Here is a 17,787-nt window from a genome sequence, read left to right as displayed (position 1 = left end):
GGACACCCTCCCCGCCCGCCGTCCCCGCCCGGTCCCGTGCCCCTGTCGTACAGCGCCACCCGCTCTGCCCAGCCAGCACCCCCAGCCAGGGAGGCAGCCCGTGTCAGCAACCGCCGTACGTACCGGAGTCTGGTTCATCGGAGCACGCGGCTCCGTCGCCACCACCGCCACCGCGGGGTGCGCGGCGATCGCGGCGGGGCTCCACCCGGCGGCAGGCATGGTCACCGAGACCCCGCCCTTCACCGGCAGCGGGCTGCCCGCACTCACCTCACTCGTCTTCGGCGGACACGACACGGCCGGCTGCCCGCTGCCGAAGCGGGCCGAGGCACTGGCGGCCGGGGGAGTACTGCCGCACGGCCTGCCCTCGGCGGTGCACTCCGAACTCGCCGCCGCGGACGCGGAGATACGGCCCGGTGGTCCCCTGCCCGGCGACACCCGCAACGACGAGGAACTCATCACCGCGTTCGCCGCCGACCTCACCGGCTTCGGGCAGCGCAACGGCCTGGCCAGGACGGTCGTCGTCAATGTGGCGTCCACGGAACCCGTCCCGGTCCCCGGCGAACAGCGGCTGCCCGCCAGCTCGCTCTACGCGGCGGCGGCGCTGCGGGCCGGCTGTCCCTACATCAACTTCACCCCCTCCACCGGGCTGCGCACCCCTGCCCTCCAGGACGCCGTCGCGGCCTGCGGACTTCCTCACGCGGGCCGCGACGGCAAGACCGGCCAGACGCTGCTCCGCTCCGTACTCGCCCCGATGTTCGTGCAACGCGCCCTGCCCGTACGGGCGTGGTCCGGAACCAACCTGCTGGGCGGCGGGGACGGAGCTGCGCTGGCCGACCCCGCCGCTGCGGCCGCCAAGAACGCCGGCAAGGAACGCGTCCTCGCCGACACCCTGGGCGCCGCCCCCGAGGGCGAGGTCCACATCGACGACGTACCGGCGCTCGGTGACTGGAAGACCGCCTGGGACCACATCGCGTTCGACGGATTCCTCGGCGCGCGGATGGTGCTCCAGACCACCTGGCAGGGCTGCGACTCCGCGCTGGCCGCACCCCTGGTCCTGGACCTCGCCAGACTGGTGGCCCGCGCCCACGAGCGGGGCATGAGCGGCCCGCTGCCCCAGCTCGGCTTCTACTTCAAGGACCCGGACGGCGGCCCGGCCGCGCTCTTCGAGCAGTACCTCGCGCTGCTCGCCTTCGCCGGGACGCTCCGGGGGGACCGGTGACGGCACGCGCCTGGGCGGAGCTGCTACGGGTCTCCGCGCTCTTCACCGTCCCCGGTGACGCGCTCGCCGGGGCTGCGGCCAGCGGCCGGCGTCCCGACCGCGGAACCGCGCTCGCCGTCGGAGCCTCGCTCTGCCTGTACGAGGCGGGCATGGCGCTCAACGACTGGGCCGACCGCGAGGAGGACACCATCGACCGCCCGCACCGGCCGATCCCCTCGGGCCGGATCGCACCCGCCGCGGCCCTCGCGGCGGCCGGCGCGCTGACGGCCGCCGGGCTGGGCCTCGCCGCCCGGGCCGGCCGCCCGGCCCTCGCGGTGGCCACGGGGCTGGCGGCGACCGTATGGGCGTACGACCTCCGCCTGAAGCACACCCCGGCCGGTCCGGCGGCGATGGCGGCGGCGCGCGGGCTCGACCTGCTCCTCGGCGCCACCGCGACCGGGGCGGCACGGCGGACGACGGGTGCGGTCCGGCCGGGGACGGGTCCGGGTCCGGAGGTGATGGCGGGTACGGGATCCGCCCGAGGCTCGGATCCTGCTGGGCGTGGCTCCGTCCGCGCCGCCCTTCCCGCCGCCGGCCTGCTGGGCGCGCACACCTACGCCGTCACCGCCGTCTCCCGGCACGAGGCGCACGGCGGATCCACCACCGCGCCCCTCACCGCGCTCGCGGCCGTCGCAGCCCTGGGCGCCGCGGCCGTGCACGAACAGCGTGGACGGCACGGAACCCGGGAGACGGATCCGCACACGGGCAACGGCAGCCGGAACGAGCACCCCCGGTCCCACCCTCCGCACCGCTCGCCGATGGCCCCCGCCCCGACCGTCCCCGGTCTCCTGCGCACCGCGCTGACCGGCTCCTACTTCCGGACCGCCGCGGTCCCCCTCCTGCATGCCGCGCTCAACCCGTCCCCACCGCTCACCCAGCGAGCCGTCGGCGGCGGTATCCGGGCGATGATCCCGCTCCAGGCCGCCCTCGCCGCCCGTGCGGGAGCGGTGGGGACGGGCCTCGCCGTCATGGGACTCGTACCGATCGCCCGCACCCTCGCCCGGAAGGTGAGCCCGACATGACGATCCGCTTCGGCTACGGCACCAACGGGCTCACCGACCTCCGCCTGGACGACGCCCTCGGACTCCTCGCCGACCTCGGCTACGACGGCGTCGGCCTGACCCTCGACCACATGCACCTCGACCCCCTCGCCCCGGACGCGGCCGCCCGCACCCGCCACGTGGCGGCCAGGCTCCGGGCGCTGGGGCTCGGTGTCACCGTGGAGACCGGCGCCCGCTACATCCTCGACCCGCGCCGCAAGCACGGCCCGTCCCTCCTCGATCCGGATCCGGAGGCCCGCGCCGCCCGCACCCGGCTGCTCGTCCGGGCCGTCTCCATAGCCGCCGACCTCGGCGCCCACGCGGTGCACTGCTTCAGCGGCATCACCCCGCCGGACACCGCCCCCGACACCGCATGGCAGCGGCTCACCGGCTCCCTCGCCCCGGTACTGGAGGCCGCCGACCGCTCCGGCATTCCCCTGGCGATCGAACCCGAGCCCGGACACCTCCTCGCCAACCTCGCCGACTTCCACCATCTGCGCGTCCTCAGCGGCGACCCGGCACCGCTCGGGCTCACCCTCGACATCGGCCACTGCCAGTGCCTGGAGCCCGCCCTGCCCGTCGACTGCGTCCGCGACGCCGCACCCTGGCTGCGCCACGTCCAGATCGAGGACATGCGCCGCGGCGTCCACGAACACCTCCCGTTCGGCGAGGGCGAGATCGACTTCCCGCCCGTACTCGAAGCACTCGACACCCTCTCGGGCACCGGCTACCGCGGCCTCACCGTCGTCGAACTGCCCCGCCACTCCCACGCCGGCCCCGAACTCGCCCGCACCTCCATCGAATTCCTCCGCGACCACAGTCCGTCGAAGGCCGGCCCGCCGAGCCACAACACGTCGAAACACAGTCAGTCGGAACACAGCCCGTCGAGCCGCTGAACCGCCGAAGGGAGCGAGGCCATGCCGATGTCCCCGACGAACCCCCCACTGCTGACCCGCAAGGAGCTCGACGCACGGCTCGGCGGAGCCGCGCGGGCCTGGCTCGACGAGGCCCTCGCCGAGGCGGAGCACTCCGCCGCCCACCAGGACGCCGAACAGCCCGGCGGACCGTATGCCGCCCCGTCGTGGGAACTGCGGTACGCCGCGGCCGGCCGGCACTGCGGACTCGAACACGCCGACTCCGTACGCGCCCTGCTGCTCATCGAGGCCCGGGCCGCGCTGCCCGCCCTGACCAGGCTCTACGAACAGGGCACCGCCGCCGAACGGCGCGCCGTCCTGCTCACCCTGCACCGGCTGGACCTCGGCCCCACCGCCCTTCCGCTCGTCGAGGACGCCCTGCGCACCAATGACACCCGGCTGGTCGCCGCAGCCGTCGGACCGTACGCCGCCGCTCATCTCGGCCCGCACAACTGGCGCCACGCCATCCTCAAATGCCTCTTCACCGAGGTCCCCGTCGACGCCGTCGACGGACTGTCCCGACGCGCGCGCGGCGACGCCGAACTCGCCCGCATGCTCGGTGACTTCGCCGCCGAACGCATCGCAGCGGGCCGCAGCGTCCCCACCGATCTCACCCGCGTCCTCGAACTCACCACCCCCGGTGCCGCCCCCACGGAGGAGCCCTGATGCGCATCTTCGACCCGCACATCCACATGACCTCCCGCACCACGGACGACTACCGGGCGATGTACGACGCGGGGGTCCGCGCCCTCGTGGAACCCTCCTTCTGGCTCGGCCAGCCCCGCACCTCGCCCGCCAGCTTCTTCGACTACTTCGACGCCCTGCTCGGCTGGGAACCCTTCCGCGCCGCCCAGTACGGCATCGCCCACCACTGCACGCTCGCCCTCAACCCCAAGGAGGCCAACGACCCGCGCTGCGCCCCCGTCCTGGACGCCCTGCCCCGCTATCTCGTCAAGGACTCCGTCGTCGCCGTCGGCGAGATCGGCTACGACTCCATGACCCCGGCCGAGGACACCGCCCTGGCCACCCAGCTCCAGCTCGCCGCCGACCACGAACTGCCCGCACTCGTGCACACCCCGCACCGGGACAAGCTCGCCGGGCTGCACCGCACCCTCGACGTCGTCCGGGAGTCCCACCTCTCCCCGGAACGGGTCCTGCTCGACCACCTCAACGAGACGACCGTGAAGGACGCCCTGGACAGCGGCTGCTGGGCAGGCTTCTCCATCTACCCCGACACCAAGATGGACGAGGACCGCATGATCGCGATCCTCAGGACCCACGGCACCGAGAGGATCCTGGTCAACTCGGCCGCCGACTGGGGCAGGAGCGACCCGCTCAAGACCCGCAAGGTGGGCGATGCGATGCTCGCCGCCGGGTTCGGCGACGACGACGTCGACCAGGTGCTCTGGCGCAACCCCGTCGCCTTCTACGGACAGAGCGGCCGTCTCCAGCTCGGCGTCGCCGCGCCGGAACCCCTCCACGAGGGCAACTCCATCCTGCGCGGCGGGGAGTGAGGCGATGCGCTTCCGCCACCCCGACGGCTCCACCGTCCACCTCGCGTACTGCACCAACGTCCACCCCGCCGAAACGCTCGACGGCGTCCGCGCCCAACTGCGCGACCACTGCGAACCGGTCCGCAGACGCCTCGGCCGCGACCGGCTCGGCATCGGTCTCTGGCTCGCCCGGGACGCGGCCCGTGCCCTGATCAACGACCCGGCCGAGTTGCGGTCCCTGCGCGCCGAACTGGACCGCCGCGGCCTGGAGGTCGTCACCCTCAACGGCTTCCCGTACGAGGGATTCGGCGCCGACGAGGTCAAATACCGGGTGTACAAGCCGGACTGGACGGACCCGGAGCGGCTCGCCCACACCACCGACCTCGCCAGGCTCCTGGCCGGCCTGCTCCCCGACGACGCCACCGAAGGCACCATCTCCACCCTCCCGATCGCCTGGCGCACCCCCTTCGACTCGGACCCGGAGGCGGCCCGCACGGCACACACCGCGCTCACCACCCTCGGTGAACGTCTCGACGCACTCGCCGAGCTCACCGGCAAGTCCATCCGCATCGGCCTCGAACCCGAACCCGGCTGCACGGTCGAGACCACCGCCGACGCCATCGCACCCCTCACCTCCGTCGGACACCCACGCATCGGCATCTGCATCGACACCTGCCACCTGGCCACCTCCTTCGAGGACCCCGGCACCGCGATCGGCGCACTCGGCGCAGCGGACATCCCGATCGCCAAGGCACAACTCTCCGCCGCCCTGCACGCCGAACACCCCCACCTCCCCGAGGTACGCACCGCACTCGCCGCCTTCGCGGAGCCCCGATTCCTGCACCAGACCCGCACCCGCACCGCCGCCGGGCTGCGCGGCACCGACGACCTCGGCGAGGCCGTCACCGGCCGGGTCCTGCCGGACGGCGCCCCCTGGCGCGCCCACTTCCACGTCCCCCTGCACACACCACCCGCACCACCGCTCACCTCCACCCTTCCCGTGCTCCGATCCGCACTGACCCGCCTGGTGGGCGGCGCACGACCCCTCACCAGGCATCTGGAGGTCGAGACGTACACCTGGCAGGCGTTACCGGCCGCACAGCGCCCCCGTACCCGCACCCAGCTCGCCGACGGCATCGCCGCCGAACTCACCCTCGCCCGCGACCTCCTGGTCGACCTCGGCCTCAAGGAGCTCCCGTGACCACCGCCGAGCAGCCCACCGGGCCCGCCACACCCACCCCTCTCCTCGTCGTCGACGTCGTCGGCCTCACCCCACGGCTCCTCGACCACATGCCGCACCTGAAGGCTCTGGGGCAGTCAGGCACCCACGCCGCCCTCGGCACCGTCCTCCCCGCCGTCACCTGCGCCGCCCAGTCCACCTTCCTCACCGGCACCACCCCCGCCGAACACGGCATCGTCGCCAACGGCTGGTACTTCCGCGAACTCGGCGACGTCCTGCTCTGGCGCCAGCACAACGGACTGGTCGCGGGCGACAAACTCTGGGACGCCGCCCGCCGCTCCCACCCCGGCTACACCGTCGCCAACATCTGCTGGTGGTACGCGATGGGCGCCGACACCGACATCACCGTCACTCCGCGCCCCGTCTACTACGCCGACGGCCGCAAGGAACCCGACTGCTACACCCGTCCGCCCGCGCTGCACGACGAACTCACCGAGAAATTCGGCACCTTCCCCCTCTTCCACTTCTGGGGCCCCGGCGCGGACCTCGTCTCCTCGCAGTGGATCATCGACGCGACCCGGCACATCCTCGACACCCGCCACCCCGACCTGGCCCTGTGCTACCTCCCGCACCTCGATTACGACCTTCAGCGCTACGGCCCCGACGACCCGCGCTCCCACCGGGCCGCGGCCGAACTCGACCGCGCCATGGCCCCCCTCCTGGACGACGCCCGCCGCGAGGGCCGCACCGTCGTCGCCCTCTCCGAATACGGCATCACCCGTGTCGACCGGCCCGTGGACATCAACCGGGCGCTGCGCCGGGCCGGCCTCCTGGAGGTCCACACCCAGGACGGCATGGAGTACCTCGACCCGATGGCCTCCCGCGCCTTCGCCGTCGCCGACCACCAGCTGGCCCACATCTACGTACGCCGCCCCGAGGACCTCGAAGCGACCCGCGAAGCCCTCCAGGACCTCCAGGGCATCGAGCAGCTCCTGGACGACGAGGGCAAGAAGGCGCACGGCCTGGACCACCCGCGCTCGGGCGAACTGGTGGCCGTCGCGGACCCCGATGCCTGGTTCACGTACTACTACTGGCTCGACGACGACCGCGCACCCGACTTCGCGCAGCTCGTCGAGATCCACCGCAAACCCGGCTACGACCCCGTCGAACTCTTCCTGGACCCCAAGGACCCGTACGTCCGGGTCAAGGCGGCCACGGCCGTCGCCCGCAAGAAGCTCGGCATGCGCTACCGCATGGCGGTCGTGCCCCTGGACCCGTCACCTATTCGCGGCAGCCACGGCCGCCTTCCGCAGAGCGACGAAGAAGGTCCGCTCATCCTGTGCTCCACCCCCCACGCGTTCACCGGCCCGGTCCGGGCCACCGAAGTGAAGTCCTTGCTCCTCGAGCTTGCCGGACTGCACTGACAACGTCCCACCCCCAGAAGGAGTTCCCCCATGAGCCGCCGCACCCCCGTCGATGCCGAACTCGCCCATAAGCTCAGCAGGCGTTCCATGCTCGGCGTCGCCGCCGGAGCCACCGCAGCCGCCCTGCTCGGTGCCGCAGCCCCTTCCGCCACCGCCCAGGGCAGGCCCCAGGGCGACCCGCTGCTGCCGCCCGGCCGCCTCGGGATCCAGCTCTACACCCTCCGTGACAAGGTCTCGACCCTCGGCTTCGACAAGGTCTTCGCCGAACTGGAGGCGTACGGCTACGACGAGGTCGAGTACGCCGGATACACCCAGGGCTCGGCCGGTGCCATCACCCTGGCCCAGCTCAAGAAGCTCACCCGCGACCACGGACTCAAGGGCATCGGCAGCCACGTCGGCTACTACGACGACAACAACCCCAACGCCTACACCTTCGCGCAGAACCTGACCAAGGTCCTCGACGACGCACAGGCCCTCGGCCTCAAGCACGTCGGAACCGCCTCGGGACCGTTCCGCTACGGATCGACGGTCGACGGCTGGAAGCGCGCCGCCGAGGAGTTCAACACCTACGGCGCCGCGGCCAGGGAGCGTGGCATGAAGTTCTACCAGCACAACCACGCCGAGGAGTTCTCCTTCGCCACCGACCGGCCCGACGTCCGCCTCTACGACGTGCTGCTCGCTGAGACCGACCCCGATCTGGTCTTCCTGGAGATGGACATCTACTGGGCCTACGTCGGACAGTTCCGGTTCGGGAAGCGGGCCGACGGCACCCCCGACACCTTCGACCCGTTGCACTACGTACTGAAGCAGCCCGACCGCTACCCGCTCTTCCACGTCAAGGACGGCGAGCACGACATAGCGGCCCGCGACGGCTACCGCATGGTGGACGTCGGGGACGGCGACATCGACTACAAGAAGTTCCTCGACGCCGTCACCAGGACCCATGGCGGCCGCCGTGACCACCACTGGCAGGTGGAGCACGACCAGCCGATCGTCGACTCCTTCACCACGGCCCGCCGCTCGGCCGCCTACCTGCACACCTTGCGCCGCAAGGGCTGCTAGCGACCGTACCCACGACGGCCCCCCTCGCGAAGCGGCGGGGAGGGCCGTCGTGACAGCCGCGCAGCCGGGCCTCCCGGTGATCCGGGCCGGCCGCCGGCCGCGTGGGCGGCGACCTGCTCAGCCGTACGTCCACGGCATCGGCGCGAACTCGGTAGCGACGACCGACCGGCCGCGCGGAGACGGAGCTGCCGGTGGCGATCCACTGTGCGTACGGACGTGAACACGGACCGTGGTTGCGGCTGGGGATGTGGGGCCGCATTGCGCCGGGTGCGTCCGCCGCACCGCACTGACCACGGGAAACGCAGGTGAGAGCCACCCCGAACCCCTGGTATTGTTTTCCATGTCGCCGCGGGAAACCGGGGCCGACCACCTGGTCCGGGTGGCGGAATGGCAGACGCGCTAGCTTGAGGTGCTAGTGCCCTTTATCGGGCGTGGGGGTTCAAGTCCCCCCTCGGACACCAGTAGGAAATCGGTCAAATGCCGGTCGGGATTCTCCCCGATCGGCATTTTGCGTTGCGGGCCCGCGCCCGGATGCCCCTGCGGTGTCGCGCCCCGCTCGTGCGCTCGGCTCACTCCCGTCTCCTCCGTCACGCTCGTTACGATCCGGTCTCGGACGGCGGGTGGGGTCTTGTCTCCGGCCGTGTAATCGTTTCCAATCATCCGTGTAATCGATTCCACGGCTCCGGCCCACAGCTCCGGCCCGCTGGTTTCGAGGCTCACGGAAACCACAAGGAGGTGGTCCGGACATGACGAGCATCAAGGACGTCGCGGCCCAGGCGGGAGTCTCTGTCGCGACGGTCTCCCGTGTTCTCAACAGTCATCCCTCCGTCAGCCCGGACGCGCGGACACGAGTCCTCGCCGCCGTCGACGCCCTTGGCTACCGGCCCAACGCCGTCGCCCGTTCGCTGCGCACCGACCAGACGCGCACCCTCGGCCTGGTCATCAGTGATGTGCTCAATCCGTACTTCACCGAACTGGCCCGCTTCGTCGAGGAGGAGGCCCGGGCCCTCGGCTACAGCGTGATCATCGGCAACGCCGACGAGCGGCCGGAACTGCAGGACCACCACGTCCGCACGCTCCTCGACCGGAGGATCGACGGGCTGCTCGTCTCTCCCGCGGACGGCGACTCCCCGCTGATGGCGGACGTGGCACGCGCCGGCACCCCGATGGTCTTCGTGGACCGGTGGATGCCCGGTGTCGACGTCCCCGTCGTGCGCGCCGACGGCCGCCTCGCGATCCGGGACCTGGTAGCCCATCTGCACGCGCTGGGCCGCCGCAGGCTCGCGATCATCGCGGGCCCCGCGGCCACCACCACGGGCAACGAGCGCGTCGAGGCCTTCCGCGAGGCACTGCGCGCGTACGAACTCACGCTGCCCGACGCCTATATCGGCCAGGGCGACTTCCAGGCGGACAGCGGTCGACGCGTCACCGAGCGGTTCCTGGCGCTTCCCGAACCGCCCGAGGTCGTCTTCGCCGCCGACAACCTGATGGCGCTCGGTGCGCTGGACGCCATCCGCGCGGCCGGCCTGCGTGTCCCGCAGGACATCGGGCTCGCCGCCTTCGACGACATCCCGTGGTTCGTCCACACCGCCCCGCCGATCACGGCCATCGCCCAGCCGACCGGTGAGCTCGGCCGCGCCGCCGTCCGGGCACTGGTCGACATCGTCGAGGGCCGGTCCCCGCAGTCCGTCACCCTTCCCGCCCGCCTCGTCGTACGCCGTTCCTGCGGCGAACCCACTTCGGACCAGAGGAGCAACTTGTGAACGGTCCCGGCGAGTTGCTGCGCATCGAAGGCGTACGCAAGACCTTCCCCGGTGTGGTCGCGCTGGACAGTGTGGACTTCGACCTGCGCAGCGGCGAGGTACACGTCCTGCTCGGCGAGAACGGAGCCGGCAAGAGCACACTCATCAAGATGCTCTCCGGCGCCTACCGCCCGGACAGCGGCCGGATCTTCGCCCAGGGGCGCGAGGTCCGCATCCACGGCGCACAGGACGCCGAACGGCTCAAAATCGCCACGATCTACCAGGAGTTCAACCTGGTCCCCGATCTCACGGTCGCCGAGAACATCTTCCTCGGCAGGCAGCCGCGCCGCTTCGGGCTGATCGACCGCCGTCGCATGGAGGCGGAAGCCGAGGTGCTGCTGCACCGCGTCGGCCTGCATGTCTCGCCGAGGGCCAGGATCCGCGAACTGGGCATCGCCCGGCTGCAGATGGTGGAGATCGCCAAGGCGCTCAGCCTGGACGCACGCGTCCTGATCATGGACGAGCCGACCGCGGTCCTCACCTCGGAGGAGGTCGACAAGCTCTTCCGGATCGTGCGGCAGCTGCGTGCGGACGGCGTCGGTGTCGTCTTCATCACCCATCACCTGGAGGAGATCGCGGCACTCGGCGACCGGGTCACCGTGCTGCGCGACGGCCGGAGCATCGACCAGGTGCCCGCCTCGACCCCCGAGGCGGAACTCGTACAGCTGATGGTGGGGCGCAGCATCGACCAGCAGTACCCGCGCGAACGACCGGAGACCGGAAGCCCGTTGCTGTCCGTGCGCGGTCTCACCCGCGACGGCGTGTTCCACGACATCAGCTTCGAGGTGCGGGCCGGCGAGGTGGTCGGTCTGGCCGGTCTCGTCGGTGCCGGACGTACCGAGGTCGCCCGCGCCGTCTTCGGCGCCGACCCCTACGACGGCGGCAGCGTCGACGTCCTCGGCGAGCGGCTGGCCAAGCATGACGTCACCGCGGCGATGGGAGCCGGAATCGGCCTCGTGCCCGAGGACCGCAAGGGGCAGGGCCTGGTGCTCGACGCCTCGGTGCAGGAGAACCTGGGCCTGGTCACCCTGCGCTCGGCCAGCCGCTCCGGGCTGGTGGACCTCAAGGGGCAGCGCGCGGCGGCCGCCCGGATCGCCGAACAGCTCGGCGTACGGATGGCGGGCCTCGGCCAGCACGTCCGTACGCTCTCCGGTGGCAACCAGCAGAAGGTCGTCATCGGCAAGTGGCTGCTGGCCGACACCAGGGTGCTGATCCTCGACGAACCGACGCGCGGCATCGACGTCGGCGCCAAGGTCGAGATCTACCAGCTCATCAACGAACTGACGGCCTCGGGCCATGCGGTCCTGATGATCTCCAGCGACCTGCCCGAGGTCCTCGGCATGAGCGACCGGGTACTGGTCATGTCCCAGGGCCGGATCGCGGGGGAACTCGCCGCGCACGAAGCGACCCAGGACGCCGTGATGGCCCTCGCCGTCAGCGCACCTCCCACAACAACTCCCACCACACCTTCCGACGCAGCGCCCACGACGACTGAGGAGAGCCCCCGTGGCCACTGACACGCTCAAGAGCAATACGGGCGCCAGCGGCGCCGCAGGGCACACGGTCCGCCGTCTCCTGCTCGACAACGGCGCCCTGAGCGCCCTGGTCGTCCTGCTGGTGGCGATGTCGCTGCTCTCCAGCGACTTCCTGACCACCCAGAACCTGCTGAACATCGGTGTGCAGGCCGCCGTGACCGCGATCCTCGCGTTCGGTGTCACCTTCGTCATCGTCTCGGCGGGCATCGACCTGTCCGTGGGCTCGGTCGCCGCGCTCTCGGCGACCGTCCTGGCCTGGACGGCGACCTCGGAGGGGCTGCCGGTCTGGCTGGCGCTCGTCCTCGCCGCCGCCACCGGTATCGCGTGCGGGTTCGTCAACGGGGCGCTCGTCTCGTACGGAAAGCTGCCACCGTTCATCGCGACCCTGGCGATGCTGTCGATCGCGCGCGGTCTGTCCCTGGTCATCTCCCAGGGCAAGCCCATCGACTTCCCCGACCCGGTCTCCGTGCTCGGCGACACGCTCGGCGGCTGGCTGCCCGTCCCGGTCCTCGTGATGATCGTGATGGGCCTGATCGCGGCGCTGATCCTGGCCCGTACCTACATCGGCCGTTCGATGTACGCGATCGGCGGCAACGAGGAGGCGGCCCGGCTCTCCGGGCTGCGGGTCAAGCGGCAGAAGCTGGCCATCTACGCCCTGTCCGGGCTCTTCGCCGCGGTCGCGGGCATCGTCCTCGCGTCCCGGCTGACCTCCGCGCAGCCGCAGGCCGCGCAGGGATACGAACTCGACGCCATCGCCGCGGTGGTCATCGGCGGCGCCAGTCTCGCCGGCGGGGTCGGCAAGGCGTCCGGAACCCTGATCGGCGCACTGATCCTCGCCGTCCTGCGCAACGGGCTGAACCTCCTCTCCGTCTCCGCCTTCTGGCAGCAGGTCGTCATCGGTGTCGTCATCGCTCTCGCGGTGCTGCTGGACACACTCCGCCGCAAGGCCGGTTCCGGAGCCGCCGCACCGGGCGGTTCGTCCGCGGCGCCGGGCTCACCGGGATCCGGCCGCAAGGGAGCGGGAGCGGTCAAGTTCGGCATCGCCGCGCTGTGCGTCGCCGTCGTCGTGGGCGCGGTCTCGTACTTCAACTCCGGCTCCTCCGGCGGCAACACCAAGGTGGGCATGTCGCTCTCCACGCTCAACAACCCCTTCTTCGTCCAGATGAAGGCGGGCGCACAGGCGGAGGCGAAGGCGGCCGGGGTCGACCTCACCGTCACCGACGCCCAGAACGACGCCTCGCAGCAGGCCAACCAGCTCCAGAACTTCACGAGTTCCGGCATGAAGTCCATCATCGTCAATCCGGTGGACTCGGACGCGGCGGGCCCCGCCGTCCAGGGCGCCAACAAGGCGGACATCCCCGTGATCGCCGCCGACCGGGGCGTCAACAAGGCACGGACCGCGACGCTCGTGGCGTCCGACAACGTCGCTGGCGGCAGGCTCGCAGCCAAGGCGCTGGCCGAGAAGCTCGGGGGCAAGGGCAGCATCGCCGTCCTGCAGGGCACGGCAGGCACCTCGGCCAGCCGTGAGCGCGGCGCGGGCTTCGCCGAGGGACTCAAGGCGTACCCCGGCATCAAGGTCGTGGCCAGGCAGCCGGCGGACTTCGACCGCACGAAGGGCCTGGACGTCATGACCAATCTGCTCCAGTCCCACCCCGGCATCAGCGGTGTCTTCGCCGAGAACGACGAAATGGCGCTCGGCGCGGTCAAGGCGCTCGGCAGCAAGGCCGGAAAGTCGGTCTCCGTCGTCGGCTTCGACGGAACTCCGGACGGCCTGAAGGCGGTCGCCGCGGGCACGCTGTACGCCTCCGTGGCCCAGCAGCCCAAGGAGCTGGGCAGGATCGCCGTGCAGAACGCGGTGAAGGCGGCAGAGGGCAAGAAGGTCGGCAGCACGGTGATGGTGCCGGTCAAGGTCGTCACCAGGAGCAACGTCGCCGACTTCTCCTGAGCCCGGCCCGACGGGACCCCGGCGTGACCGATCGGGACCCGCGGATACCACCTGGCTCGCCCCGAACAGCCGCCCGACCACGGAAAGCAGGAACCATGCACGAGAGCGAACACGACCACGACCGGTACGACCTGCTGGTCGTGGGCTCCGCCAACGCCGACCTGGTCGTCGGTGTCGAGCGGCGCCCCGCCCCCGGCGAGACCGTGCTCGGCTCCGACCTCGCCGTCCACCCGGGCGGCAAGGGGGCGAACCAGGCGGTGGCCGCGGCCCGCCTCGGAGCCCGTACGGCCCTGCTGGCCCGGGTCGGGGACGACGCGCACGGCCGCCTGCTCCTGGAGTCGCAACGGGCGGCGGGCGTCGACACCTCGGGCGTCCTCGTGGGCGGGGCCCCCACCGGCGTCGCACTGATCACCGTGGACCCCTCGGGTGACAACAGCATCGTGGTGTCGCCGGGGGCCAATGCCCGCCTCGCCCCGCAGGACATCCGGGCGGCCGGCCACCTGTTCGGCGCGGCCCGGGTCGTCTCCGTTCAGCTGGAGATCCCGCTGGACACGGTCGCCGAGGTGGCCGGTGCGATGTCACCGGGTACCCGGCTGGTGCTGAACCCTTCGCCGCCCGCGCCCCTGCCCGACCATGTGCGGGCCGCCTGCGACCCCCTGGTGGTCAACGAGCACGAGGCGCGCTACATGCTGGGCGAGGCCGCGGGTGCCGCGCCGGAGGACTGGGCGCGAGCGCTGCTCGCACTCGGCCCGCGGTCGGTCGTGGTCACGCTGGGGGCGGCGGGAGCACTGGTCGCGGAGAGCCGCGGCGACGAGGTCGTACGTGTACCGAGCATCGGGGTCGAGGCCGTGGACACGACCGGGGCGGGCGACGCCTTCACCGCCGCCCTGGCCTGGCGGCTGGGCCTGGGCGAGGAACTCGCCGACGCCGTCGCGTTCGCCGTCAGGGTGGGCGCGGCAGCCGTCACCCGGCAGGGCGCGCAGGCGTCCTTCCCGACCGCAGAGGAAGTCTCCGCGCTGTGAAGAAGGCAGGGATCCTCAACCGCCATCTGGCCGGAGCGCTGGCCGCACTGGGCCACGGCGACGGCGTACTGATCTGCGACGCGGGCATGCCCGTCCCGGACGGTCCCCGCGTCGTCGACCTGGCCTTCCGGGCCGGTGTCCCCTCGTTCGCCGAGGTGCTCGACGGCCTGCTGGACGAACTGGTGGTGGAGGGCGCGACAGCGGCGGACGAGGTACGCGGGGCCAACCCGGAGGCCGCGCGCCTCCTGGCGGAGCGCCTCCCTGAACTCACCCACGTACCCCATGACGAGCTGAAGGCACTCTCGGCGGGTGCCCGGCTGGTGGTGCGGACGGGCGAGGCGCGGCCGTACGCGAATGTGCTGCTGCGGTGCGGGGTCTTCTTCTGAAGGGAACAGCCGGCGAAGGAACGGACCATCAGTAACCCACGGCCGAGGTTGCTTTGGGGCAGACGTGACGTAGCGTTGCCCTTTTGGCGGTGTTCGTAGGAGCACCGCGAGGCACCGTTGTGCCCCCACCAGCTGTGGGGCACCGAGGGGTTTTGGGATGAAGCTCTGCTTCCTCGTCGAAGAGCTGTACCGGCATGACGGCATGCCGCTCGACGTCGTCCGGCAACTGACGTCGTGGGGACACCAGGTGGACGTGGTGCGCCCCGGCGGCTCACTCCTGCGGATATCGGAGGAGGTGCGGGCGGGGACGCATGACGCCTGGGTACTCAAGACCGTGTCCGGCGGCCCCGGGCTCACCCTGCTGGAGGCCGCGGCGGCGGTGGGGCTGACCACGGTGAACGACGCGCGGTCGATCCGCGCGGTGCGCGACAAGGTCCTCACCTCGGTCATCGCGCGGCAGTACGGGCTGCCGGTCCCGGTGACCTATTCGGCACCGAGGGCGACGCTGTTCGCGGACGTTCCCGAGGAGCTCTTCCCCCTGGTGGTCAAGCCCGCCGACGGCAGCTCGGGGCGCGGAGTACGGCTCGTGTCGGACCCCGGGCGGCTGGCGGACGCGGAGCAGCCGGGCGAGGGCCAGCTCATCGCACAGCCCTATGTGTCCAATGCGGGCTCCGACCTCAAGGTCTACTGTCTCGCGGGCGAGTTCCACGCGACCGTGCGCCGCTCCCCGCTCCACCCGGACGCACCGGTCGAGGAAAGGGCCGTCCCCCTGCCCGCCGAAGTGGCCGCGGCGGCGGCGAAGGTGGGAGCGGTCTTCGGCCTCGATCTCTACGGCATCGACGTGGTGCTCGGCCCCGACGGCCCCGTGATCGTCGACATCAACGACTTCCCGAGCTTCCGCCGCGTCCCCGACGCCGCGTCCCGGCTGGCCGGCGCCGTTCTCGAACTGGCCAGGACCGGCGACTCCGACCGGAAGGGCACGATCACCCCTGCCCCGCGCATTCCCGTGCAGCCGGAGGTCTCCCACGGCCGGCACCGTCCGCACCCCGCGGCCGGCCCCGGGCCCGTGGCGGACATGGCGGCGGCCGTACCGGAAGGCGCGCGGACATGAGGGTCTGTGTGCTGACCGACAAGCCGGATCATCCGCTGCTCGCGGCGGCCGCTTCCGCGCTGACCGGGGCGGAGCACCGGGTGACGTTCCTGGACCCGGACGCCGGAACCGGAGCACCGTCGCAACCGGCGGCCGCGGACGATCTCGCCGACGTCTACCTCCTCAAGGCCCACACCCCCCGGGCACTCGCCCTGGCCCGTTCCCTCGAAGGGCTCGGCGCCCGGGTGGTGAACTCCGCGGCGGCGACGGAGCTGTGCCAGGACCGGAGCCGGATCGCCGCCGTGGCGGAGGGCGCCGGTCTGCCGATGCCCCGGACACGGACCCTGGACGCACTGTCCGAAGCCCTCCACGGACCGGAACTGCCGCAGAACGGCTATCCGATCATGGTCAAGAGCCGCCACAGCCGCCGCGCGGACCTGGTCGCCCGCGTGGACGGCCCGGCCGGGCTCCGGTCCCTTGCCACGGAGTGGTCCGACGAGCCCGTCGTGCTGCAGGAGTTCGTCGCGAACAGCGGCTGGGACCACAAGCTCTGGGTGATCGCGGGAGAGGTGTTCGCGGCGGTGCGCCCCGCACCGGTGGGCGCACCGCCGGACGGCGCGCGCCCCGCGCCCCTGGTCCGTGACCTGCCGCAGGACTGGACCCGGCTCGCCCTGCGCACGGGAGACGTCTTCGGCCTGGACGTCTACGGTGTCGACCTGCTGGACCGCGAGGGGGCGCCCGTCGTCGTCGACATCAACGCCTTCCCGGGCATCCGCGGCCCGAAGGGCGCCCCGCAGGCGCTGGCGGCCCTGGCACTGCGACGCCCCGGCCCCCGGCCCGCTCGTGCGACCGGAGACGGCCTCGCACGCCCCGACCCCGCCCTCAGCTCCGGTTCGCGTACACGATGAGGTTGTCCACCGGGTGGCCCTGGTCGTCGAAGGCGCCGTCGCAGGTGATCAGGCGCAGGGTGCGGGTGTTGGTGGCGCCGTAGACCTTCTCGGTCGGGAAGGCCTTCTTGCTGACTGTCTCGGTGGCGGTGACCCGGAAGTGGAGTTCCGCGCCGCGGTCGTTGCGGACGGCGATGTCCGCTCCCTTGCCGATCTTCTTCAGATCGTGGAAGACGGCCTTTCCGAAGCGGGTGTCGTTGTGTCCGATGATGACCGCGGCGCCGCGCTCGCCGGGAGCGGCGCCGCCGGTGTACCAGCCGGCGGTCATGCCCTTCTCGGCGGGCGGGACCTCGACGGTGCCGTCCTGGTTGAGGCCGAGGCGCATCAGCTCGCTGTCGATCCCGAGTGACGGGACGGTGATGCGGACGGGGGCGGCTGCCGGGGAGTCCTCGGGCTTCCCGGTCCCCGTCGAACCGGTCCGTTCCGGAGTGCCGACGGTGGCGGTCGTGCCGCTGCCGGGTGCCGCGGCGGACGAGCCGTCCGTGGCGTCGGAGGAGCAGCCGGCGAGGAAGAGGCAGGCGAGCAGCGGCAGCGCGGCGCGTCGGAGCGGGGGCGAGGTGCGGAACATGGGGGCTCCAGGTCTGGGCGGAATCGGCAGTGGCGCCGCCCGGGAACGGGCGGCGCCACGAAGGGGTGTCGAACGTGACCGGCAGGCTCGCGAGCGACGCCGAGCTCGGTTCGGTCGACTA

The 17,787-nt window shown here is 72.0% G+C and carries 16 protein-coding genes and 1 tRNA gene; 16 read left to right on the top strand and 1 reads right to left on the bottom strand.

All coding sequences use genetic code 11. From position 1 onward, the window contains the following. Nucleotides 1-100: 100 nt before the first annotated feature. The 16 genes from ACWCPY_RS31140 (at nt 101) to ACWCPY_RS31065 (ending at nt 17,059) form a co-directional block, all read left to right on the top strand. Nucleotides 101-1,219, top strand: coding sequence for an inositol-3-phosphate synthase (locus ACWCPY_RS31140; RefSeq protein ID WP_451270548.1), 1,119 nt, complete (start codon nt 101-103; stop codon nt 1,217-1,219). After that, a complete protein-coding gene (locus tag ACWCPY_RS31135; RefSeq protein ID WP_451270546.1) occupies nt 1,216-2,280 on the top strand; it encodes an SCO3242 family prenyltransferase in 1,065 nt (354 codons plus the stop codon). The genes ACWCPY_RS31140 and ACWCPY_RS31135 overlap by 4 nt, the downstream gene beginning before the upstream one ends. Continuing rightward, complete coding sequence (locus ACWCPY_RS31130; protein WP_451270544.1) at nt 2,277-3,194, top strand: sugar phosphate isomerase/epimerase family protein; 918 nt, start codon at nt 2,277-2,279, stop codon at nt 3,192-3,194. Before ACWCPY_RS31135 ends, ACWCPY_RS31130 begins: the two co-directional genes overlap by 4 nt. 21 nt (nt 3,195-3,215) lie before the next feature. Further along, a complete protein-coding gene (locus ACWCPY_RS31125) occupies nt 3,216-3,878 on the top strand; it encodes an EboA domain-containing protein (RefSeq protein ID WP_451270542.1) in 663 nt (220 codons plus the stop codon). After that, the gene (locus ACWCPY_RS31120; RefSeq protein WP_451270540.1) at nt 3,878-4,726 is read left to right on the top strand and encodes a TatD family hydrolase; all 849 of its coding nucleotides are present in this window, start codon (nt 3,878-3,880) and stop codon (nt 4,724-4,726) included. The genes ACWCPY_RS31125 and ACWCPY_RS31120 overlap by 1 nt, the downstream gene beginning before the upstream one ends. Before the next feature lie 4 nt (nt 4,727-4,730). Continuing rightward, entirely contained in the window at nt 4,731-5,906 is a 1,176-nt protein-coding gene (eboE, locus tag ACWCPY_RS31115; RefSeq protein ID WP_451270538.1) for a metabolite traffic protein EboE, read from the top strand. Next, nucleotides 5,903-7,309 carry an alkaline phosphatase family protein gene (locus ACWCPY_RS31110; protein ID WP_451270536.1) on the top strand — a complete coding sequence of 469 codons (1,407 nt, stop codon included), beginning with the start codon at nt 5,903-5,905 and terminating at the stop codon, nt 7,307-7,309. The genes eboE and ACWCPY_RS31110 overlap by 4 nt, the downstream gene beginning before the upstream one ends. 30 nt (nt 7,310-7,339) lie before the next feature. Next, nucleotides 7,340-8,371, top strand: coding sequence for a sugar phosphate isomerase/epimerase family protein (locus ACWCPY_RS31105; RefSeq protein WP_451270534.1), 1,032 nt, complete (start codon nt 7,340-7,342; stop codon nt 8,369-8,371). A 373-nt stretch (nt 8,372-8,744) separates the two neighbouring features. After that, nucleotides 8,745-8,832: transfer RNA gene (locus ACWCPY_RS31100), tRNA-Leu, on the top strand. Nucleotides 8,833-9,117: 285 nt separating this feature from the next. After that, complete coding sequence (locus tag ACWCPY_RS31095; protein ID WP_406740498.1) at nt 9,118-10,134, top strand: LacI family DNA-binding transcriptional regulator; 1,017 nt, start codon at nt 9,118-9,120, stop codon at nt 10,132-10,134. Next, nucleotides 10,131-11,690 (top strand): sugar ABC transporter ATP-binding protein, encoded by a 1,560-nt coding sequence (locus ACWCPY_RS31090; protein ID WP_451270531.1) that lies wholly within the window; start codon nt 10,131-10,133, stop codon nt 11,688-11,690. The genes ACWCPY_RS31095 and ACWCPY_RS31090 overlap by 4 nt, the downstream gene beginning before the upstream one ends. Beyond that, on the top strand, nt 11,680-13,653 hold the full coding sequence (locus ACWCPY_RS31085; RefSeq protein ID WP_451270529.1) for an ABC transporter permease/substrate-binding protein: 1,974 nt from the start codon (nt 11,680-11,682) through the stop codon (nt 13,651-13,653). Before ACWCPY_RS31090 ends, ACWCPY_RS31085 begins: the two co-directional genes overlap by 11 nt. A gap of 95 nt (nt 13,654-13,748) precedes the next feature. Next, nucleotides 13,749-14,675, top strand: a complete 927-nt coding sequence (locus ACWCPY_RS31080) for a ribokinase (RefSeq protein ID WP_451270527.1) — start codon at nt 13,749-13,751, stop codon at nt 14,673-14,675. Continuing rightward, the gene (rbsD, locus tag ACWCPY_RS31075) at nt 14,672-15,061 is read left to right on the top strand and encodes a D-ribose pyranase (protein WP_451270525.1); all 390 of its coding nucleotides are present in this window, start codon (nt 14,672-14,674) and stop codon (nt 15,059-15,061) included. Before ACWCPY_RS31080 ends, rbsD begins: the two co-directional genes overlap by 4 nt. 157 nt (nt 15,062-15,218) lie before the next feature. Next, entirely contained in the window at nt 15,219-16,172 is a 954-nt protein-coding gene (locus tag ACWCPY_RS31070) for an ATP-grasp domain-containing protein (RefSeq protein ID WP_451270523.1), read from the top strand. After that, nucleotides 16,169-17,059: an ATP-grasp domain-containing protein gene (locus tag ACWCPY_RS31065; protein ID WP_451270521.1), complete on the top strand. Its 891-nt coding sequence runs from the start codon at nt 16,169-16,171 to the stop codon at nt 17,057-17,059. The genes ACWCPY_RS31070 and ACWCPY_RS31065 overlap by 4 nt, the downstream gene beginning before the upstream one ends. On the opposite strand, the gene ACWCPY_RS31060 is transcribed toward ACWCPY_RS31065, so the two are convergent. Continuing rightward, complete coding sequence (locus ACWCPY_RS31060; RefSeq protein ID WP_451270519.1) at nt 17,034-17,666, bottom strand: class F sortase; 633 nt, start codon at nt 17,664-17,666, stop codon at nt 17,034-17,036. The two genes, ACWCPY_RS31065 and ACWCPY_RS31060, sit on opposite strands and share 26 nt — an antisense overlap. Nucleotides 17,667-17,787: the final 121 nt, after the last annotated feature.

The sequence above is a fragment of the Streptomyces sp. NPDC002403 genome (genome assembly GCF_053593015.1).
The sequence above is the reverse complement of the archived record's forward strand: the minus strand, read 5'-3'. Positions and strand labels throughout refer to the sequence as shown.